The organism is Pseudomonas sp. H2_A10, from assembly GCF_054680085.1.
Window position 1 is genome coordinate 458,966 of record NZ_CP162821.1, and the last position, 16,002, is coordinate 474,967.

Here is a 16,002-nt window from a genome sequence, read left to right on the forward strand (position 1 = left end):
AAGACTGGATGAAGACCCGCGACCGTATCCTTGAATGCGCCCTGCAGTTGTTCAACCAAAAGGGCGAGCCGAACGTGTCGACCATGGAAGTCGCCAACGAAATGGGGATCAGCCCCGGCAACCTCTACTACCACTTCCATGGCAAGGAGCCGCTGGTACTTGGGTTGTTCGAGCGCTTTCAAAACGAGCTGGCGCCGCTGCTCGACCCACCGGCGGACGCACAGCTGGAGGCCCAGGATTACTGGCTGTTCCTGCACCTGATCGTCGAACGTTTGGCCCATTACCGGTTTTTGTTCCAGGACCTGTCCAACCTGGCCGGGCGCCTGCCGAAACTGGCCAAGGGCATTCGCCACCTGCTCACCGCGCTCAAGCGCACCCTGGCGTCATTGCTGGCGCGGCTGAAGGCGGCCGGGCAGTTGGTCAGCGACACCCAGGCGCTGGGGCAGTTGGTGGAACAGATCACCATGACCTTGCTGTTTTCCCTGGACTACCAGCGCATCCTCGACCGCGAAGGCGAGGTGCGGGTGGTGGTCTACCAGATCATGATGCTGGTGGCGCCCCATCTGTTGCCGCCCGCACGCCAGGCAACGCAACGCCTGGCGCTGCGTTATCTGGACGATCCGACTTGACCGGCGGTTATGCCGGCTTGCCGAACTGCTGAGTGAACTTGAACAGTTCACTGTCGCTGGAAATACCCAGCTTTCGATAAGCCGATTGTTTTTGCGTGCTGATCGTACTTGCGCTGCGCGAAAACTTGGCGGCAATTGAATTGACGCTCATCCCGTCCAGAAAACACCTTAGTACTTCCTGTTCCTTGGGCGTGAGGCCGCTACTGAGTTGCAGAGCGCTCGCCAAGTCCGCCTGTTTATTTGCAACATCACGCCCCGCGTGCAGGTCTTGCAGTGCCAATACACTACTGGGCTGTAGATAAAGACGCCCCTGGGCAACCGTTCGAATAGCCGTGAACAGGTCCGCCAGGTTTTGCGTTTTACCCAGGATCCCCCAGCACCCGGCCTTCAATGACAATGAAACGGTGGCCGGCGTGCAGTGCGAAAACACCACCAACGGCCGGCAACTGCTAAAGCGCCTGTGCAGCGCTTTGATCAGGCTGAGGCCATCGAGGTCCGACGGCGCCAGGGCGAAGTCCATGACCACCACATCCGCCAACCGCCGGGATAGCGCCTCCAGCAGGTCTCGCGCCGTGGCGAAGGAACCGATCACTTCGATATCGGACTCTTTACTCAGGCTCAGCTCAATGCCTTGGCGAACCATTTCATGGTCATCCAACAACATCACGGTATACGCAGTGGAAGTACGCATCTGAACACCTGCGTCGGTAAATACAACACGCTGAGCCCGGTATAGCTCAGCACTTGAGCGGCTTCAATATTAAGGCAGGTTATTTAATGCCGCGCCTTACAGTAATAACTGAAGGAAACAGCTGAGTCGTTTTCTTACACACAGAAACGCAACTTCAAAATCAATAAACAAAACAACACGATTTCGAACAATCACGAACGGTTATTCGTAGGTTTTCTATAGAGCGCGTTCAACTTTTGATACAAATTGTCCTCAACGCCAATCCAGAAAGATGCGATCGCCAAGACCCAGGCCGCATTAACCGGAGGCGAGTTACACCTCACTTAATAACTGGACATACGATGAACCTTTACGCTCTCTCCACCGCCGCGGCCGTTCTTGCCTTGAGTGCTGCGGCAAATGCCGCTGACGGTGTGATCAACTTCACCGGGCTTGTCTCCGATGTGACCTGCACAATCGAAAGTGCAACGGCGGGCACCCGCGCAGTGGTCAAAAACGTCAACCTGGGCGGCGTGAGCGCTTCGCGACTGGCAACCGCGGGCAGTCGCTCCAACCTGACCGGTTTCACGATTCGTATCGGTGCGCCCGGCGAGGCCAGTTGCACCAATGGGCGCACCGCCATGGTTGCCTTCGACCCCACCAGCCCGGCCATCGATGTAGCCACCGGGCGCCTGAATATCGATGGTCACGACGACCCGGCCGACACCACCACCGCCAAGAACGTGCAAGTTGAAATAACGCGCCGCGACGGCGTCCCGATCAATGTCTACACCGATAAATCCGATGGCGTGGTGATTGCCGACAACCAGGCCATCATCCCCCTGGCAGCACAAATGTTCGCCAGTGGCGCCGCGACCGAAGGCACGGTCAAGACGCGTGTCGGCTTTATGGTCGAGTACGCCGAGTAGAGCGCCGCCAGGAGCGCGAAGCGATCACCATGATGAAAATAATCACCGCCCTCGTGCTTGCCTGCTGTGCCGTTGCAGGCCTGCCCGCGTTTGCGCCGCCCGCCATGGCCGGCGTGATTGTGCATGGCACTCGGGTGATCTACCCCGCCGAGCGGCAGGAGGTGATTGTGCGCCTGGAGAACAAGGGAGACCGCCCGACGCTGGTACAGACGTGGCTCGACAGCGGTGACCGACACTCCACCCCGGCAACCGCCCAGACGCCGTTCGCCCTTTCACCGCCCTTGTTTCGCATCGAGCCCAACCAGCAGCAGGCACTGCGCCTGCGCTATACCGGCGAACCGCTGCCCGTCGACCGCGAACGGCTGTTCTGGCTCAACGTGCTGGAGGTGCCGCCGCTGTCGGCCGATGCCGCGCAGAACAACCAGCTCGAAATGTCGTTTCGCACGCGTTTGCGGGTGTTCCTGCGGCCGGCGTCGCTGCCTTATCCGGTCACGGCGGCCGCCTCAAAATTGCAGTGGCGCCTGGTGGCCCATGATCGCGGGTTCGCCCTGCAGGCCAGCAACCCCACGCCGTACCATATTTCGTTGGCCACGGTGGTATTGGTCAGCGGCGCCAAGCGGTTCAGCAAGGCACCGAACCAGGCCGCCGACGACAGCCTGATGCTGCCGGCAGGCGACGTGAAGCGGTTTGTATTGCCCCAATTGCGCAACCCCCCCAGCCACGCGGCCAGGGTGGAGTTCACCACGGTCAGCGACTTTGGCGCCCGAGTGCAGCACTCGGCTGACCTGACCTACAGCGGCGGATAACCCATGCAGGCGATGTCGGTTTTACCTGTGCTGGCGAGCATTGTGCTGATGAGCGCGCTCACGGCACACGCCGGTGTTGTCATCAACAGCACGCGGATTATTTACCCCCAGAACGACAAAGAGGTAACGGTCAGGCTGGAAAGCAAAAACCAGGTGCCGGTATTGGTCCAGGTCTGGCTGGATCGCGGCGATGAGCATTCAACCCCGGGGCTGACCGACATCCCCTTCGTCGCCACACCGCCGATTTTTCGCATGGAACCCGGCAAGCAACACGTGGTGCGCCTGGCCTACACAGGTGAAGCCTTAGCGCCTGCGCAAGAAAGCCTGTTCTGGTTCAACGTGCTGGAGGTGCCCTCACAGCCCCACGGCGCTCGGCACAGCAATCAATTGCAGTTGGCCTTCCGCACTCGTATCAAGCTGTTTTTGCGCCCACACAACTTGCCTTACGCGGTCGAGGCGGCGCCGGCAAAACTGCAGTGGCGACGCGTCTCGGGTGAGCACGGCCAAGCGCTGGAGGTCTTTAATCCGACGCCCTATCACCTGACCTTCGAACAGATCGACGTGCAGGTCTCGGGCCAGCGTCACCCCCGCAAATCGGCGGCGTCGGGCCCCGAAAACATGGTGATGCCCGGCGGGCGCAGGCGTTTCGAGCTGCCGACGCTCAGCTCTTTTCCAGGCCGCACGACCAACGTGGTGTTCCAGACCCTGGATGACTTTGGCGTAACGGTCTCCCACAACGCCGAGGTATTGCCATGACCGCGCACGGCCTTAGGGCATAGCCGGCTGGCGCCAATCATGGCCTGTCGCGGCAGGCCGGCCAGGTGATTCGCACCGCTTCGGTTGATGCCCATTGGCTTGGGCAGGGGCTCCCCATGCCCACATTTGCACAACCACTGTTTGAGTACGCTAAACATGAGTTTGAAGACAGCATCGGTGAGACACCAACGGTTCAAGCGTTCGGTGCGCGGCGTGTTGCTGGCGGGAAGCGCCCACGCACTGAGCGGCCACTGCGCCGAGCATGTCGAGTTCAACCCGGCGTTCTTCCCGGATGGCGCCGCCGGCTTGCAGGTTGATATTTCACGCTTCAACCAAGGCAATGTGGTGCTGCCCGGCAGCTATCGCACCGAGGTCTACCTCAACGGCCAGTGGATCGGCCGCGAGACATTGGCCTTTGCGGCCGTCGCCGGCCACAAGTCGGCGCAATTGTGCCTGGAGCGCGATGCGCTGCTCAGGTTCGGGATTGATCTGGCGGCGGTGCAAGCTTCCGCGCTTTCCAGCTGCGCTGACATCGCCGCGTACTTGCCAGGCGCCAGCAGCCAGTTTGAATCGGGCGAAAGCCGCCTGGACCTGCAAGTCCCGCAGATCTACCTCAAACGTCAGCCACGGGGTTATGTTGACCCCCAGCACTGGGACAGCGGCATCAATGCCGCTTTTGTGCGCTATAACGCCAATACCTTTGCCACACAGGCCGGTGATCGTTCGCTGAGTTCCAGCTACTTGGGCGTGAATGCGGGGCTCAATCTCGGCGATTGGCATTGGCGCCACAACGGCAGCTACACCCGCACCCAGACGACCTCCGGCTACCAACGCAGCGCCACGTATGTGCAGCGTGAAATCAGCGCATTGCAGGCCCAACTGACGGTGGGCGAACTCTACACGCCGGGTGAACTGTTCGACAGCGTACGCCTGCGCGGCACCAGCCTGGCCAGTGATGATCGGATGTTGCCTGACGCCCGGACCGGCTTTGCCCCGGTGGTGCGCGGCATCGCCGAAACCAACGCACGGGTCAGCGTGCGCCAGCGCGGGGTGCTATTGGACGAGGTGTCCGTGGCGCCCGGCCCGTTCGTGCTCAATGACCTGTTCCCCACCGGTTACGGCGGCGACCTCAGCGTGACGATCACCGAGGCCGACGGCCGCACCCGTGAATTCATCGTGCCGTTTGCCGCCAACGCCAACCTGCTGCGCCCCGGCTATCAACGCTACTCAGTCAGTGTCGGCACGCTGGATGAGATCGGCCTGCGCCACCCGCCTTCGCTGGCCCAGGCGACGTATCAACAAGGCCTGAGCAACCTGCTGACCGGCTACACCGGCGCGGTGCTCAGCGACGACTACCAATCGCAGTTGCTGGGCGCGGCCTTCAATACCCCGCTGGGTGCGCTGTCGCTCGACCTGACCCGCTCCAACGCTCGCCTGCCGGGCCACGGCTCGCGCGAGGGGCGAAGCGTACAGGTGCGCTACAGCAAGAACTTCGCCGACACAGGCACCCACTTTGCCCTCGGTGCATACCGTTACTCCACCGCCGGTTTCCTCAGCGTGAGCGACGCCGCCCGCGTTCGCGACCTGGCTATCGACGGGTTCAAAGGCGACAGCGTCTCGCGCCTGCGCGACCGGATGGACATCAGCCTCAACCAGAGCCTGGGCAACGGCTCGGTTTTTTTGACCGGTTCCTCGCAGCACTATTGGAACCGCACCAATGGCAACCTGACCTTCACGGCCGGCTACAGCAGCCATTGGCAAAAGCTGCATTACACCGTCAGCGTGCAGCGCACCCGCGACCTGCTCAGCGAACGGGTCGACCAGCAGTTTGACCTGTCATTCAGCCTGCCATTGGGCCGCGGTGCGCGTTCACCGACCCTGACCACCACCGTCTATCGGGGCGACCAGAGCAGTGGCGAGCGCGTGAGCCTGGGCGGCAGCATGGGTGAGCGCAGCGAACTCAGTTATGGTTTGAACGCCAGCCGGGCCGACGGCAGCGGCAACGCCACCAGCGCCGACATGAAATACCAGACCAGCCATGGCGTGCTGTCCGCCGGCTACGGCCAGAGCAATGCCTATCGCTCGACATCGTTCGGCATGACCGGCGGCATCGTGGCCCATGCGGGCGGCGTGACGTTCGCCCCCGAACTGGGCGATACGGTTGGCATCGTCCAGGCACCGGGTGCGGTCGGCGCGCGCATCAATGGCAACCACGGCGCCCAGATTGGCCGGCGCGGCTTTGCCGTAGTGCCCCATCTCACGCCCTACCGCAAGAATGTCGTGGAGTTGGACCCCAAAGACCTTGCCGTCGACATAGAACTCAAGACCGCGTCGCACAACGTGGCACCCCGCGCCGGCGCGGTGGTGAAGCTGCAATTTGCGACCGTGAGCGGCCAGGCCCTGTTGATTACTGCACGGCGCGACGATGGCAGCGCGCTGCCGTTCGGCTCGGACGTATTCGATGAGGATGGCGCCAGCGTCGGGATTGTTGGCCAGGGCGGCAAAGCCTTTGTGCGCGTGTCCCGCCCGCAAGGGCAACTGACGGTCAAGTGGGGCGCGGGTGCGCAAACCCTGTGTCGGTTGACCTATGGCGCAGGCACGCCAGTTTCCAGCGATAACACCCAGCGGTTACGCCACCTGAACGCGGGCACCTGTGAAGCCGGCGCCAACCCTGTCTGAAAAACTCATTTTGCGAGGCCCAGCATGAAACACTCGATCACACTCGTTTTGACGCTATTGGGTTGTGGCGGGTCGATAGCGGCCCACGCGGCATGCGACAGCTACCCCAGCGCCACGACCCATACCCTCACGCTCGCCGCGACGATCACCGTGCCGGACAATCTTCCCGTGGGCAGCCTGATTACCCGACAGCCGTTCAGCGGGACCGCACCCGGCCTGTTTATCCGCTGCCCCACCTCTACCCAGGTAACGGTCATTGGCAAATACCCCAACTTACGAGACCCGGGCACGCTCACCTATCTCACCGAAGTGCCAGGCATCGGCCTGCGCATCTTCATGAAAGACGCACGCGGAGTGACTACGGCCTTTGCCATACACAATCAAGCGGCCTTCGCGAACGAGGGAACCTGGGTAACCCTCACCAATGCGGAGGCGGCGTTCTACAAAATCGGACCGACGCCCGCCGGGGTCATGAACAGCGGTGAGATCTTCAGGTACTACTGGCATACGGAGCCGAACATGATCCTGCGGCTCGGCAACTCGGTACGTTTCGTCAGCCCCGTGGCCACCTGCGACTTGGCGGCCGGTGACGTCAACCGCACGGTTTCCCTTGACCCGGTGCAAGTCAGCGCCTTTCAACATGCGCTGTACACCGGTGCGCGCGAGTTTGAGTTAACGGCCCACTGCAGCAATGCCGCCACTGTGACCTTCAGTTTTTCCGGCACCCCCGCGCCAGGCGATGACCGGCTCTTTGCCAATACAGGCACGGCCGGCGGCGTTGCGCTATGGCTGTACTCGCGCGTGGGTGGGAGAACCCAGAATATCCTCGCGAACGGCACCGAAAACACACGCACGGTAGCGGTCTCCGGCAATCGAGCGGTGTTGCCGCTCGGCGCGGCTTATCACCGAAACGGCACGGTCAGCCAAGGTACCCTCGCCAGCACCGCTACCGTCACCATCACCTACAACTGAACCCCGAGAACGACCCATGAGCTTCCTTAAACTGCCCCTGCTGCTGGCAATCAATGTGAGCCTGGCGAGCCAAACGGTGCTCGCCACCACCACGGGTACGCTGACCTTTGCCGGTCAGGTCAACGGTGGCACCTGTGACCTCAGCGCCGGCGACGTGAACCGCACCATCACCTTGCCGGCCATCAAAATTTCGGACTTTGACGCAAGCCCAAGTGCGGGTTCGCTTGATTTCGAGGTCTCCGCCGATTGCGAGTCGGACATACGCACGGTGGTTTTCCAATTCGCCGGCACGCCCGCGCACGAGAACCCCATTCTGTTTTCCAATACGGGCACCTCGAGCGGTACCGCGTTGTGGCTGATACACCGGGCCTCTCCCTTGTATGCCATCCCTGCCAACGGCACGGAGGCTCAGCGCAGCCGTACCGTGACCACGAGCGGTAACAAAGCTGTGCTGCCACTCAGTGCGGCCTACTATAAAACCGGCGCAGCGGTCACCCAGGGCACCCTGGCCAGCGCCGTCACCGTGTCGATTACCTACAATTGAGCACGCAAAAAAATGCCCGGACTTCACAGGCCGGGCATTTTTATATCCTGGAAAAAATCAGGACTGACTGGAGGGCGTCGGCGTAACCGGCGTTGCAGTAGGAGCCGTAGCCGCGTGCGTCGGCGCGGAGACCGAGTTGGCCGTGGAAACGGCAGGGGTGGCAGGCTTGGCCGCGACAGCCGGCTTGGGCGCTGCTGGTTTTTTCGCGGCCACAGGCTTCTTCGCGGCAGCGGGTTTTGCCGCTGGCTTGGCGGCGGCAGGTTTGGCGGCAACCGCTTTAGCCGCAGGTTTGGCGGCAGGTTTTGCAACCGCCTTGGCCGCAGGTTTTGCAGCGGCTTTAGCGGCGGGTTTCGCGGCCGGCTTGGCAGCTGGTTTAGCGGCGGGCTTGGCAGTCGCTTTTGCAGCGACTGGCTTAGCGGCCGGTTTTGCCGCAGGCTTGGCTGCCGCGGTTTTGGCCGCTGGTTTGACGGCGGCCTTCGCGGGTGCCTTGGCCGCTGGTTTGGCCGCAGCTTTTACCAGGGGTTTGGCGGCGGCTTTAGCGGCTGGCTTGGCGGCAGCCGTTTTAGCGGCAGGCTTAGCCGCGGCGGTTTTCACTGGAGCCACTTTGGCGCCGGTGAGTTTTTCGATTTGCTTGGTCAGGGTATCGACCTTACTGTGCAGCGCCTTCAGTTCCGCTTTGCTGGGAACGCCCAAGCGTGAAATGGCACTGTTAAGGCGCTTGTCCAACGCCCCTTCGAGTTCGCCCCAAGTCCCCAATACCTGTTTCTTCGCATCGCTGATGCGTGAACCGGCGGTCGCTTTAGCAGCACCCACTTGTTTACCCACTGCGCTCTTGGTCAACTTCTCGGCCTTTTCGCCGTCTTTAACCAAAGTCTCGAAGAGTTTGCTGCCGTCACTGTCGATCTTCGAGTACACGCCTAAACCAGCGAGCCAGATTTTGCGGGAATATTCTTCAACTTTCCCGACCCACGAGCTGCCTTCTTTCTGAGTAGTCTTTTTAACAGCCATCCCGATGTCTCCTTAGTGTTTACGCGCGACACGTTCGAGCAATGCCGTCAGCTCTTCGAGCTTAGCAGAGAGTGTCTCCACGTCATGTTTAGACGCAATGCCGATTCGATTCAAGGCACTTGCAACGCGAGTATCAAAAGCTTTTTCAACTTTATCCAGCTGAACTTCTACCAGACCTTTGACAACGGAGACATTACTCTTGACTTGGTCAATCTGACTGTTGGCGGCATCAAGTTGTTCAACGGCAACTTTTTTACCTTTACTTTCAACATGTTGACCACTCTTAACGAGCTCTTTGAAGTACTCGCCGCCCTCGCTGCCGACCTTGGCATAGGCACCAAGACCCGCCAGCCAGATCTTGCGTGCGTAGGTTTTAACGTCAGTCAGGGCGCCGGTTTGTACGTCGATTTTTTTCTTCAGGATAACTTTGGCCATGGTGCACCTCACGCAGGATAGGGTGGAGGAACGGCCCGCAGGAGTTGAGGGCGTGGGCACAAAGTAGGGTTAAAAATTAGAATCGGCACCCTAAGAACACGCGCTCAGGCCAATGCCTTATCCAGGGCTTTCTCGATTTCGGACTTGATAGTGCCGCTCATGGCCGACATCAACAGGCCCAGTTCCACATCGATGCGCAGAGAATCATCGGCCACTAATACTGTGCCTTTCACCCCGGAGCGCTTGAGGTTCAAGGTATCGCCAGACCACGACGGCTCCAGGCCATATTGCTCCTTGAGTTTGAGCGCCAACTTCTCGGCCTTCGCTCGCGCCCCTTCTTTACCCAGGGCATGTGCCCGCTCAACGGTTATACGGGCCATCGCGATGATTCCTCTTTATAGGGATTTGAATACCTTCGATGCGGCAAAAGGTCTCGGTGGGTAGCTATCTTACCTGCAGCCTTGCCAAGACAAAGCAGGCCTTGGGGATTATCATGTCCCGCATTCTCTTTTGGTGACAGCGATATGACTGATCAGCGCAAAGGCAGCGATGCCGAACCCACCACTCACTTCGGCTTCAAGAACGTCCCGGAAAGCCAAAAAGCGGAAAAAGTCGCTGAGGTGTTCCACTCAGTCGCCGCCAAGTACGACCTGATGAATGACGTGCTTTCCGGCGGCATGCACCGCCTGTGGAAGCGGTTCACCATCGAGTTGTCGGGCGTGCGCACTGGCAACCGCGTGCTCGACATCGCCGGCGGCACGGGCGACCTGGCGGCCAAGTTCTCCAAGCTCGTCGGCCCCACCGGCCAGGTGGTGCTGGCGGACATCAACGGTTCGATGCTCAAGGTCGGCCGCGACCGCCTGCTCGACAAAGGCGTCGCCGGCAATATCGAGTTCGTCCAGGCCGATGCCGAAAAGCTGCCGTTCCCCGACAACCATTTCGACTGCGTGACCATCGCCTTCGGCCTGCGTAACGTCACCCACAAGGAGGACGCGATCCGCTCGATGCTGCGCGTGCTCAAGCCGGGTGGGCGCCTGTTGGTGCTGGAGTTCTCCAAGCCGACCAACGCGCTGATGTCCAAGGTCTACGACACCTACTCCTTCGCGTTCATGCCGTTGATGGGCAAGCTGATCACCAATGACGCCGAGAGCTATCGCTACCTGGCCGAGTCGATCCGCATGCACCCCGACCAGGAAACCCTGAAGTCGATGATGGTAGAAGCCGGTTTTGACCGTGTGACCTACCACAACATGACTTCCGGCATCGTCGCCCTGCACCGCGGTATCAAGCCCTGATGCTGCTGCAAGGCCTGCTCGCCAGCGTCGAACACGGCCTTAACCGTGTGCTGCGCCTGGACAGTACCGCCCTGGCTCGGCTCGCGCATCTGAACGGCAAGATCATCGCCGTCGACTGCACGAGCCCCGCCTTGCAGCTGTTTATCCTGCCCAGCGATGAAGGCCTGTTGCTAGCCAGCCACTGGGCCGCCGACGCCGACTGCACCCTGCGCGCGCCGGCGTCGAGCCTGCTGCACCTGGCGCTGAGTCGCAACAAGACCGCCATCCTGCATAGCGCCGAAGTGGCACTGGAAGGCGACAGCTCGGTGCTGATGGACCTCGCCGCCGTGCTGCAAGACCTGGAGCTGGATTGGGAATACGAGCTGTCACGCTGGATCGGCCCCGTCGCCACCCACTTGATCAGCGGGCACCTGCGCAGCCGCTCGCGCTGGTACCAGCAAGGGTTCGCCAGCCTCAACCAGAACCTCGCCGAATACCTGAGCGAAGAATCGCGCACCCTGGTCGGGCAGCGGGAAGCGCAAGCGCGCTTTCGCGAACTCGACAAGGCCAAAATCGACCTGGAACGCCTTGAGGCGCGCTTCGAGCGCCTGAGCCGTTCCCTTGATCCAAGCGATAACGCATGAAGCTGCTCGCCGTCCGCCGTTTGTTTCGTATCCAGCGCGTCGTAATCCGCTACCGTCTCGATGACCTGCTGTTCGCCCTGCCCCTGCCGTGGTTCCTGCTGGCGGTGCGCTACGTGCTGCCGTGGCGCTGGTTCCCGCGCAAACAGCTGGAGCTGAGCCGTGGCGCGCGCCTGCGCCTGGCGTTGCAGGACCTGGGGCCGATCTTTATCAAGTTCGGGCAGATCCTCTCCACGCGTCGCGATCTGCTGCCCGAAGACATCGCCGATGAGCTGATGCTGCTGCAGGACCGCGTACCGCCGTTCGATTCCAAGCAGTCGATGGCGTTGATCGAGGCACAACTGGGCAAGCCGATCAGCGACGTGTTCAGCCGCTTCGATGTCGAGCCGCTGGCCTCGGCCTCGGTGGCGCAAGTGCACGCCGCGCAGCTCAAGAGCGGTGAAGAAGTGGTGGTGAAAGTGATCCGCCCCGGCCTCAAGCCGATCATCGGCCAGGACCTGGCATGGCTGTTCATCCTCGCCCGCGCCGCCGAACGTTTCAGCGCCGATGCTCGCCTGCTGCACCCGGTGGACGTGGTCGCCGACTACGAAAAAACCATCTACGACGAACTCGACCTGCTACGCGAAGCCGCCAACGCCAGCCAGCTCAAGCGCAACTTCGAAGGCTCACCACTGCTCTACGTGCCGCAGGTGTATTGGGACTGGTGCCGCCCCAAGGTGCTGGTGATGGAGCGCATCTACGGCGTGCAGGTCACCGACCTCGCCACCCTGGCCGACCAGCGCACCGACATGAAGATGCTCGCCGAGCGCGGCGTGGAGATCTTCTTCACCCAGGTATTTCGCGACAGTTTCTTCCACGCCGACATGCACCCAGGCAACATTTTCGTCAGCACCGTCAACCCGTGGAGCCCGCAGTACATCGCGATCGACTGCGGCATCGTCGGCAGCCTCACCCCGGAAGACCAGGACTACCTGGCGCGTAACCTGTTTGCCTTCTTCAAGCGCGACTATCGCCGCGTGGCGCAGTTGCACATCGATTCCGGCTGGGTGCCGGCGGAAACCAAACTCAACGAATTCGAAGCGGCGATCCGTACGGTGTGCGAACCGATCTTCGAAAAACCGTTAAAAGATATTTCGTTCGGTCAGGTGTTGATGCGCCTGTTCCAGACCGCGCGGCGCTTCAACATGGAAGTGCAACCGCAGTTGGTCTTGCTGCAAAAAACCTTGCTCAACATCGAGGGCCTGGGCCGCCAGTTGTACCCGGATCTAGACCTGTGGAACACCGCCCAGCCGTTCCTGGAACGCTGGATGCGCGAGCGCATGAGCCCCAAGACTGTGCTGGGCAACCTGCACAGCCAGATGGAACAACTGCCGCACCTGGCCAACATGACCCGCGACCTGTTGGAGCGCATGTCCCAACCCCACGCCAAGGACCCGGAGCCGCCGTGGCGCAAGCGCAAGGACGACTGGTTCCTGCGCCTGCTCGGCGCCGCGCACCTGGTGGGCGGGGTCATGCTGGCGATTGGCGGCCCGTTGAATCAGTTGGGCCATTGGCCGGCCGGCATCATGGTCGCCGTGGGCGTTTATCTGATCGTGCGTCGATAGCCGATCCGGTTATACACTGTTGCAAATTGCCGGAGCCGAACATGAAAGACTGGCTGGACGAGATCAAATGGGACAGTGACGGCCTGGTGCCGGCCATCGCCCAGGACTACAAGACCGGGCGCGTGCTGATGATGGCCTGGATGAACCGCGAGGCCCTGAGCCTCACCGCCACTGAGCAGCGCGCCATTTACTGGTCACGTTCGCGTGGCAAACTGTGGCGCAAGGGCGAAGAGTCCGGACATGTGCAGACCCTGCATGAGATACGCCTGGACTGCGACGCCGACGTGGTAATCCTCAAGGTCGAGCAGATCGGCGGCATCGCTTGCCACACCGGCCGTCACAGCTGCTTCTATCGCGTGTTCGAGAACGGCGAGTGGAAGGTTGTAGAACCGGTGCTCAAAGACCCGCACGCCATTTATTCCGCAGGACACTGACCATGAGCGATACCCTGAACCGCGTGGCCCAGGTACTGGAAGACCGCAAAGGCGCGGACGCCGACAGCTCCTACGTCGCCAGCCTGTACCACAAGGGCCTGAACAAGATCCTGGAAAAGCTCGGCGAAGAATCCGTCGAGACCATCATTGCCGCCAAGGACGCACAGATCAGCGGCGACTGCAGTGATGTGATCTACGAAACCGCCGACCTGTGGTTTCACAGCCTGGTCATGCTCGCCCAACTGGGGCAGCATCCACAGGCCGTACTGGATGAACTGGACCGTCGCTTCGGCTTGTCCGGGCACGCTGAGAAGGCCTCGCGTCCGTCCGCCTGAATAATTTTTATCGAGGATTTGCAGCATGGGCATTTTTGACTGGAAACACTGGATCGTCATTCTGGTAGTGGTGGTACTGGTGTTCGGCACCAAGAAACTCAAAAACCTGGGCACCGATGTCGGCGAGTCGATCAAGGGCTTTCGTAAAGCCATGAACGACGACGAAAAACCCGCCGACCCTGCGGCCAATCCCGTACCGCCGGCCCAGCCTGCACACCCGCAGGCCAGCCAGCCGATCACCGAGCGTCGTACCTTCGACGTGCAGGCTGAGAAAGTCGAAGAGCCGACCCGCAAAGACTCGTGAGCACTGACTAATGTTTGGTATCAGCTTCTCTGAACTGCTGCTCGTCGGCCTCGTGGCCCTGCTGGTACTGGGGCCGGAACGCCTGCCCGGTGCCGCGCGCACCGCCGGCCTGTGGATCGGGCGCCTGAAACGCAGTTTCAACGCGATCAAACAGGAAGTTGAACGGGAAATCGGCGCCGACGAGATCCGCCGGCAACTGCATAACGAACATATCCTGTCGTTGGAGCAGGAGGCGCGCAAGATTCTCTCGCCGGTGCAGGAGCCGGCCAAGCCGGTGGAGCCTGTGCCTGAGCAGGCCGCCCCGCACGTCGTCGACGCCACGCCAGCCGCGCCCCACCCCAACGAGCCTGCGCCGACGCCCGTTGCGTCGCCCGCCCCCCATGACCCAACATTGCCGCCGCGAGCCCCATGAGCGCTGATAAACCGGAAAACGACCAGCACATGCCGCTGGTCTCGCACCTCACCGAGCTGCGTACCCGCCTGCTGCGTTGCGTAGCGGCCATCTTCATCATCTTTGCCGGGCTGTTCGCCTTTACCCAGCAGATCTACACCTTCGTCTCCACGCCACTGCGCCAGTATCTGCCGGCCGGCGCGACGATGATCGCCACCGACGTCTCATCACCGTTCCTCACACCGTTGAAGCTGACGATGATGGTCTCGCTGTTCCTGGCGATCCCGGTGATCCTGCATCAGATCTGGGGCTTTATCGCGCCGGGCCTGTACAAGCACGAGAAACGCATTGCGGTCCCGTTGCTGGTGTCGAGCATCCTGCTGTTCTACACCGGCATGGCGTTCGCCTACTTCCTGGTGTTCCCGTTGATCTTCAAGTTCTTCGCCGCCGCCACCCCGGCCGGCGTGGAGATGATGACCGACATCACCAGCTACCTCGACTTTGTGATGACGCTGTTCTTCGCCTTTGGCGTGGCCTTCGAGATCCCGGTGGCCGTGGTGCTGCTGGTGTGGATCGGCGTGGTCAACGTGCAGTACCTGAAGAAGATCCGCCCGTATGTGATCATCGGCTGCTTCGTAGTCGGCATGATCCTGACCCCGCCGGACATTTTCTCCCAGACCCTGCTGGCCGTGCCGATGTGGATGCTGTTCGAGATCGGCATTCTGTTCAGCGGCCTGATCAGCAAGCGCGGCGAACACCCGGATGACAGACCCGCCGACGACGACCAGCCGCCAGCGACCCAGCCGTGAACCTGCTGCTACTGGAAGAGGCCGACTTTATAGCGGCCGACCGCGTGGTGCTGCGTGATCGGCGCCTGGTGCATATGCAGGAAGTCCACCGCGCCGCCGTAGGCGACAACCTGCGGGTTGGGCGCATGGGTGGCTTGATGGGCAATGCACACTTGCTGCGCCTGGAAGCCAGCGAAGCCGAGCTGCAGGTGAGCTTCGACCAGCCGCCCCCGGCCAAACTGCCGCTGACCCTGTTGCTGGCCCTGCCGCGCCCGAAAATGCTGCGTCGTGTGCTGCAAACCGTGGCGGCGATGGGCGTGCCGAAGGTGGTGCTGGTCAACAGCTACCGGGTGGAAAAAAGCTTCTGGCAAACTCCGTTTCTGGAACCCGAGGCGGTTCGCGAACAACTGATCCTCGGCCTGGAACAGGCGCGGGACACGGTGCTGCCCGAGATCATCATCGAGAAGCGCTTCAAGCCATTCGTCGAAGACCGCCTGCCGGCGATGACGCAAGGCACCCGGGGCCTGGTCGGCCACCCCGGCGACTACCCACCCTGCCCGCGTGGCCTGGATGAACCGGTCACATTGGCCATCGGCCCCGAAGGCGGCTGGATCCCCTACGAAGTCGACCTGCTGACCAAGGCCGGCCTGCAACCGGTGCAGCTCGGCGCACGCATCCTGCGGGTTGAAACCGCCGTGACCGCGTTGCTCGCCCGACTGTTCTAACCACAGCACAGATCCGATGTGGCTATAGATTCCTGCGCTCATGCCGATAACCCCTGCAATAAGTCCAAGCCGTGCTCC

General features: G+C 61.5%; 20 protein-coding genes. 16 read left to right on the top strand and 4 right to left on the bottom strand.

Features of this window, described 5'->3' with window-relative positions; all coding sequences use genetic code 11:
- Nucleotides 1–8 precede the first annotated feature (8 nt).
- The gene (locus AB4O23_RS02090) at nucleotides 9–629 is read left to right on the top strand and encodes a TetR/AcrR family transcriptional regulator (RefSeq protein ID WP_065879491.1); all 621 of its coding nucleotides are present in this window, start codon (nucleotides 9–11) and stop codon (nucleotides 627–629) included.
- 7 nt (nucleotides 630–636) lie between these two features.
- On the opposite strand, the gene AB4O23_RS02095 is transcribed toward AB4O23_RS02090, so the two are convergent.
- A complete protein-coding gene (locus tag AB4O23_RS02095; protein WP_017526537.1) occupies nucleotides 637–1,320 on the bottom strand; it encodes a response regulator in 684 nt (227 codons plus the stop codon).
- Between the two features lie 341 nt (nucleotides 1,321–1,661).
- Here AB4O23_RS02095 and AB4O23_RS02100 point away from each other — a divergent pair, with 341 nt between their 5' ends.
- From AB4O23_RS02100 to AB4O23_RS02125, 6 genes are all read left to right on the top strand, one after another.
- A complete protein-coding gene (locus AB4O23_RS02100) occupies nucleotides 1,662–2,228 on the top strand; it encodes a fimbrial protein (RefSeq protein WP_065879492.1) in 567 nt (188 codons plus the stop codon).
- 32 nt (nucleotides 2,229–2,260) lie between these two features.
- Nucleotides 2,261–3,034 (top strand): fimbrial biogenesis chaperone, encoded by a 774-nt coding sequence (locus AB4O23_RS02105; RefSeq protein ID WP_460085425.1) that lies wholly within the window; start codon nucleotides 2,261–2,263, stop codon nucleotides 3,032–3,034.
- A gap of 12 nt (nucleotides 3,035–3,046) precedes the next feature.
- The gene (locus tag AB4O23_RS02110; protein ID WP_032883364.1) at nucleotides 3,047–3,790 is read left to right on the top strand and encodes a fimbrial biogenesis chaperone; all 744 of its coding nucleotides are present in this window, start codon (nucleotides 3,047–3,049) and stop codon (nucleotides 3,788–3,790) included.
- Between the two features lie 156 nt (nucleotides 3,791–3,946).
- Nucleotides 3,947–6,469, top strand: coding sequence for a fimbria/pilus outer membrane usher protein (locus AB4O23_RS02115; RefSeq protein ID WP_065879493.1), 2,523 nt, complete (start codon nucleotides 3,947–3,949; stop codon nucleotides 6,467–6,469).
- Nucleotides 6,470–6,493: 24 nt separating this feature from the next.
- Nucleotides 6,494–7,441, top strand: coding sequence for a fimbrial protein (locus AB4O23_RS02120; protein ID WP_065879494.1), 948 nt, complete (start codon nucleotides 6,494–6,496; stop codon nucleotides 7,439–7,441).
- 16 nt (nucleotides 7,442–7,457) lie between these two features.
- Nucleotides 7,458–7,985: a fimbrial protein gene (locus AB4O23_RS02125; protein ID WP_460061986.1), complete on the top strand. Its 528-nt coding sequence runs from the start codon at nucleotides 7,458–7,460 to the stop codon at nucleotides 7,983–7,985.
- A 57-nt stretch (nucleotides 7,986–8,042) separates the two neighbouring features.
- Here AB4O23_RS02125 and AB4O23_RS02130 read toward each other — a convergent pair whose 3' ends face one another.
- The 3 genes from AB4O23_RS02130 to AB4O23_RS02140 all read right to left on the bottom strand — a co-directional run bounded on the left by AB4O23_RS02130 (nucleotide 8,043) and on the right by AB4O23_RS02140 (nucleotide 9,808).
- Complete coding sequence (locus AB4O23_RS02130; RefSeq protein ID WP_116078961.1) at nucleotides 8,043–8,993, bottom strand: phasin family protein; 951 nt, start codon at nucleotides 8,991–8,993, stop codon at nucleotides 8,043–8,045.
- 12 nt (nucleotides 8,994–9,005) lie between these two features.
- Nucleotides 9,006–9,428, bottom strand: coding sequence for a phasin family protein (locus tag AB4O23_RS02135; RefSeq protein WP_017526545.1), 423 nt, complete (start codon nucleotides 9,426–9,428; stop codon nucleotides 9,006–9,008).
- A gap of 104 nt (nucleotides 9,429–9,532) precedes the next feature.
- A complete protein-coding gene (locus AB4O23_RS02140; RefSeq protein ID WP_017526546.1) occupies nucleotides 9,533–9,808 on the bottom strand; it encodes a polyhydroxyalkanoic acid system family protein in 276 nt (91 codons plus the stop codon).
- 144 nt (nucleotides 9,809–9,952) lie between these two features.
- On the opposite strand from AB4O23_RS02140, the gene ubiE reads away from it, so the two are divergent.
- From ubiE to AB4O23_RS02185, 9 genes are read left to right on the top strand one after another with little or no spacing between them, the layout of a single operon-like run.
- On the top strand, nucleotides 9,953–10,723 hold the full coding sequence (gene ubiE / locus AB4O23_RS02145; RefSeq protein ID WP_003171186.1) for a bifunctional demethylmenaquinone methyltransferase/2-methoxy-6-polyprenyl-1,4-benzoquinol methylase UbiE: 771 nt from the start codon (nucleotides 9,953–9,955) through the stop codon (nucleotides 10,721–10,723).
- A complete protein-coding gene (locus AB4O23_RS02150) occupies nucleotides 10,723–11,346 on the top strand; it encodes a ubiquinone biosynthesis accessory factor UbiJ (RefSeq protein WP_017526548.1) in 624 nt (207 codons plus the stop codon). The genes ubiE and AB4O23_RS02150 overlap by 1 nt, the downstream gene beginning before the upstream one ends.
- Nucleotides 11,343–12,947 (top strand): ubiquinone biosynthesis regulatory protein kinase UbiB, encoded by a 1,605-nt coding sequence (gene ubiB, locus AB4O23_RS02155; RefSeq protein ID WP_017526549.1) that lies wholly within the window; start codon nucleotides 11,343–11,345, stop codon nucleotides 12,945–12,947. Before AB4O23_RS02150 ends, ubiB begins: the two co-directional genes overlap by 4 nt.
- A gap of 41 nt (nucleotides 12,948–12,988) precedes the next feature.
- A complete protein-coding gene (gene hisI, locus AB4O23_RS02160) occupies nucleotides 12,989–13,381 on the top strand; it encodes a phosphoribosyl-AMP cyclohydrolase (protein WP_017526550.1) in 393 nt (130 codons plus the stop codon).
- Between the two features lie 2 nt (nucleotides 13,382–13,383).
- Nucleotides 13,384–13,716 carry a phosphoribosyl-ATP diphosphatase gene (locus AB4O23_RS02165; RefSeq protein ID WP_003209299.1) on the top strand — a complete coding sequence of 111 codons (333 nt, stop codon included), beginning with the start codon at nucleotides 13,384–13,386 and terminating at the stop codon, nucleotides 13,714–13,716.
- A 25-nt stretch (nucleotides 13,717–13,741) separates the two neighbouring features.
- Nucleotides 13,742–14,020 carry a twin-arginine translocase TatA/TatE family subunit gene (locus tag AB4O23_RS02170; protein ID WP_017526551.1) on the top strand — a complete coding sequence of 93 codons (279 nt, stop codon included), beginning with the start codon at nucleotides 13,742–13,744 and terminating at the stop codon, nucleotides 14,018–14,020.
- 10 nt (nucleotides 14,021–14,030) lie between these two features.
- Entirely contained in the window at nucleotides 14,031–14,432 is a 402-nt protein-coding gene (tatB, locus tag AB4O23_RS02175) for a Sec-independent protein translocase protein TatB (protein WP_017526552.1), read from the top strand.
- Nucleotides 14,429–15,220 (top strand): twin-arginine translocase subunit TatC, encoded by a 792-nt coding sequence (gene tatC, locus AB4O23_RS02180; RefSeq protein WP_017526553.1) that lies wholly within the window; start codon nucleotides 14,429–14,431, stop codon nucleotides 15,218–15,220. The genes tatB and tatC overlap by 4 nt, the downstream gene beginning before the upstream one ends.
- Nucleotides 15,217–15,924, top strand: coding sequence for a 16S rRNA (uracil(1498)-N(3))-methyltransferase (locus AB4O23_RS02185; protein WP_017526554.1), 708 nt, complete (start codon nucleotides 15,217–15,219; stop codon nucleotides 15,922–15,924). Before tatC ends, AB4O23_RS02185 begins: the two co-directional genes overlap by 4 nt.
- Nucleotides 15,925–16,002 lie beyond the last annotated feature (78 nt).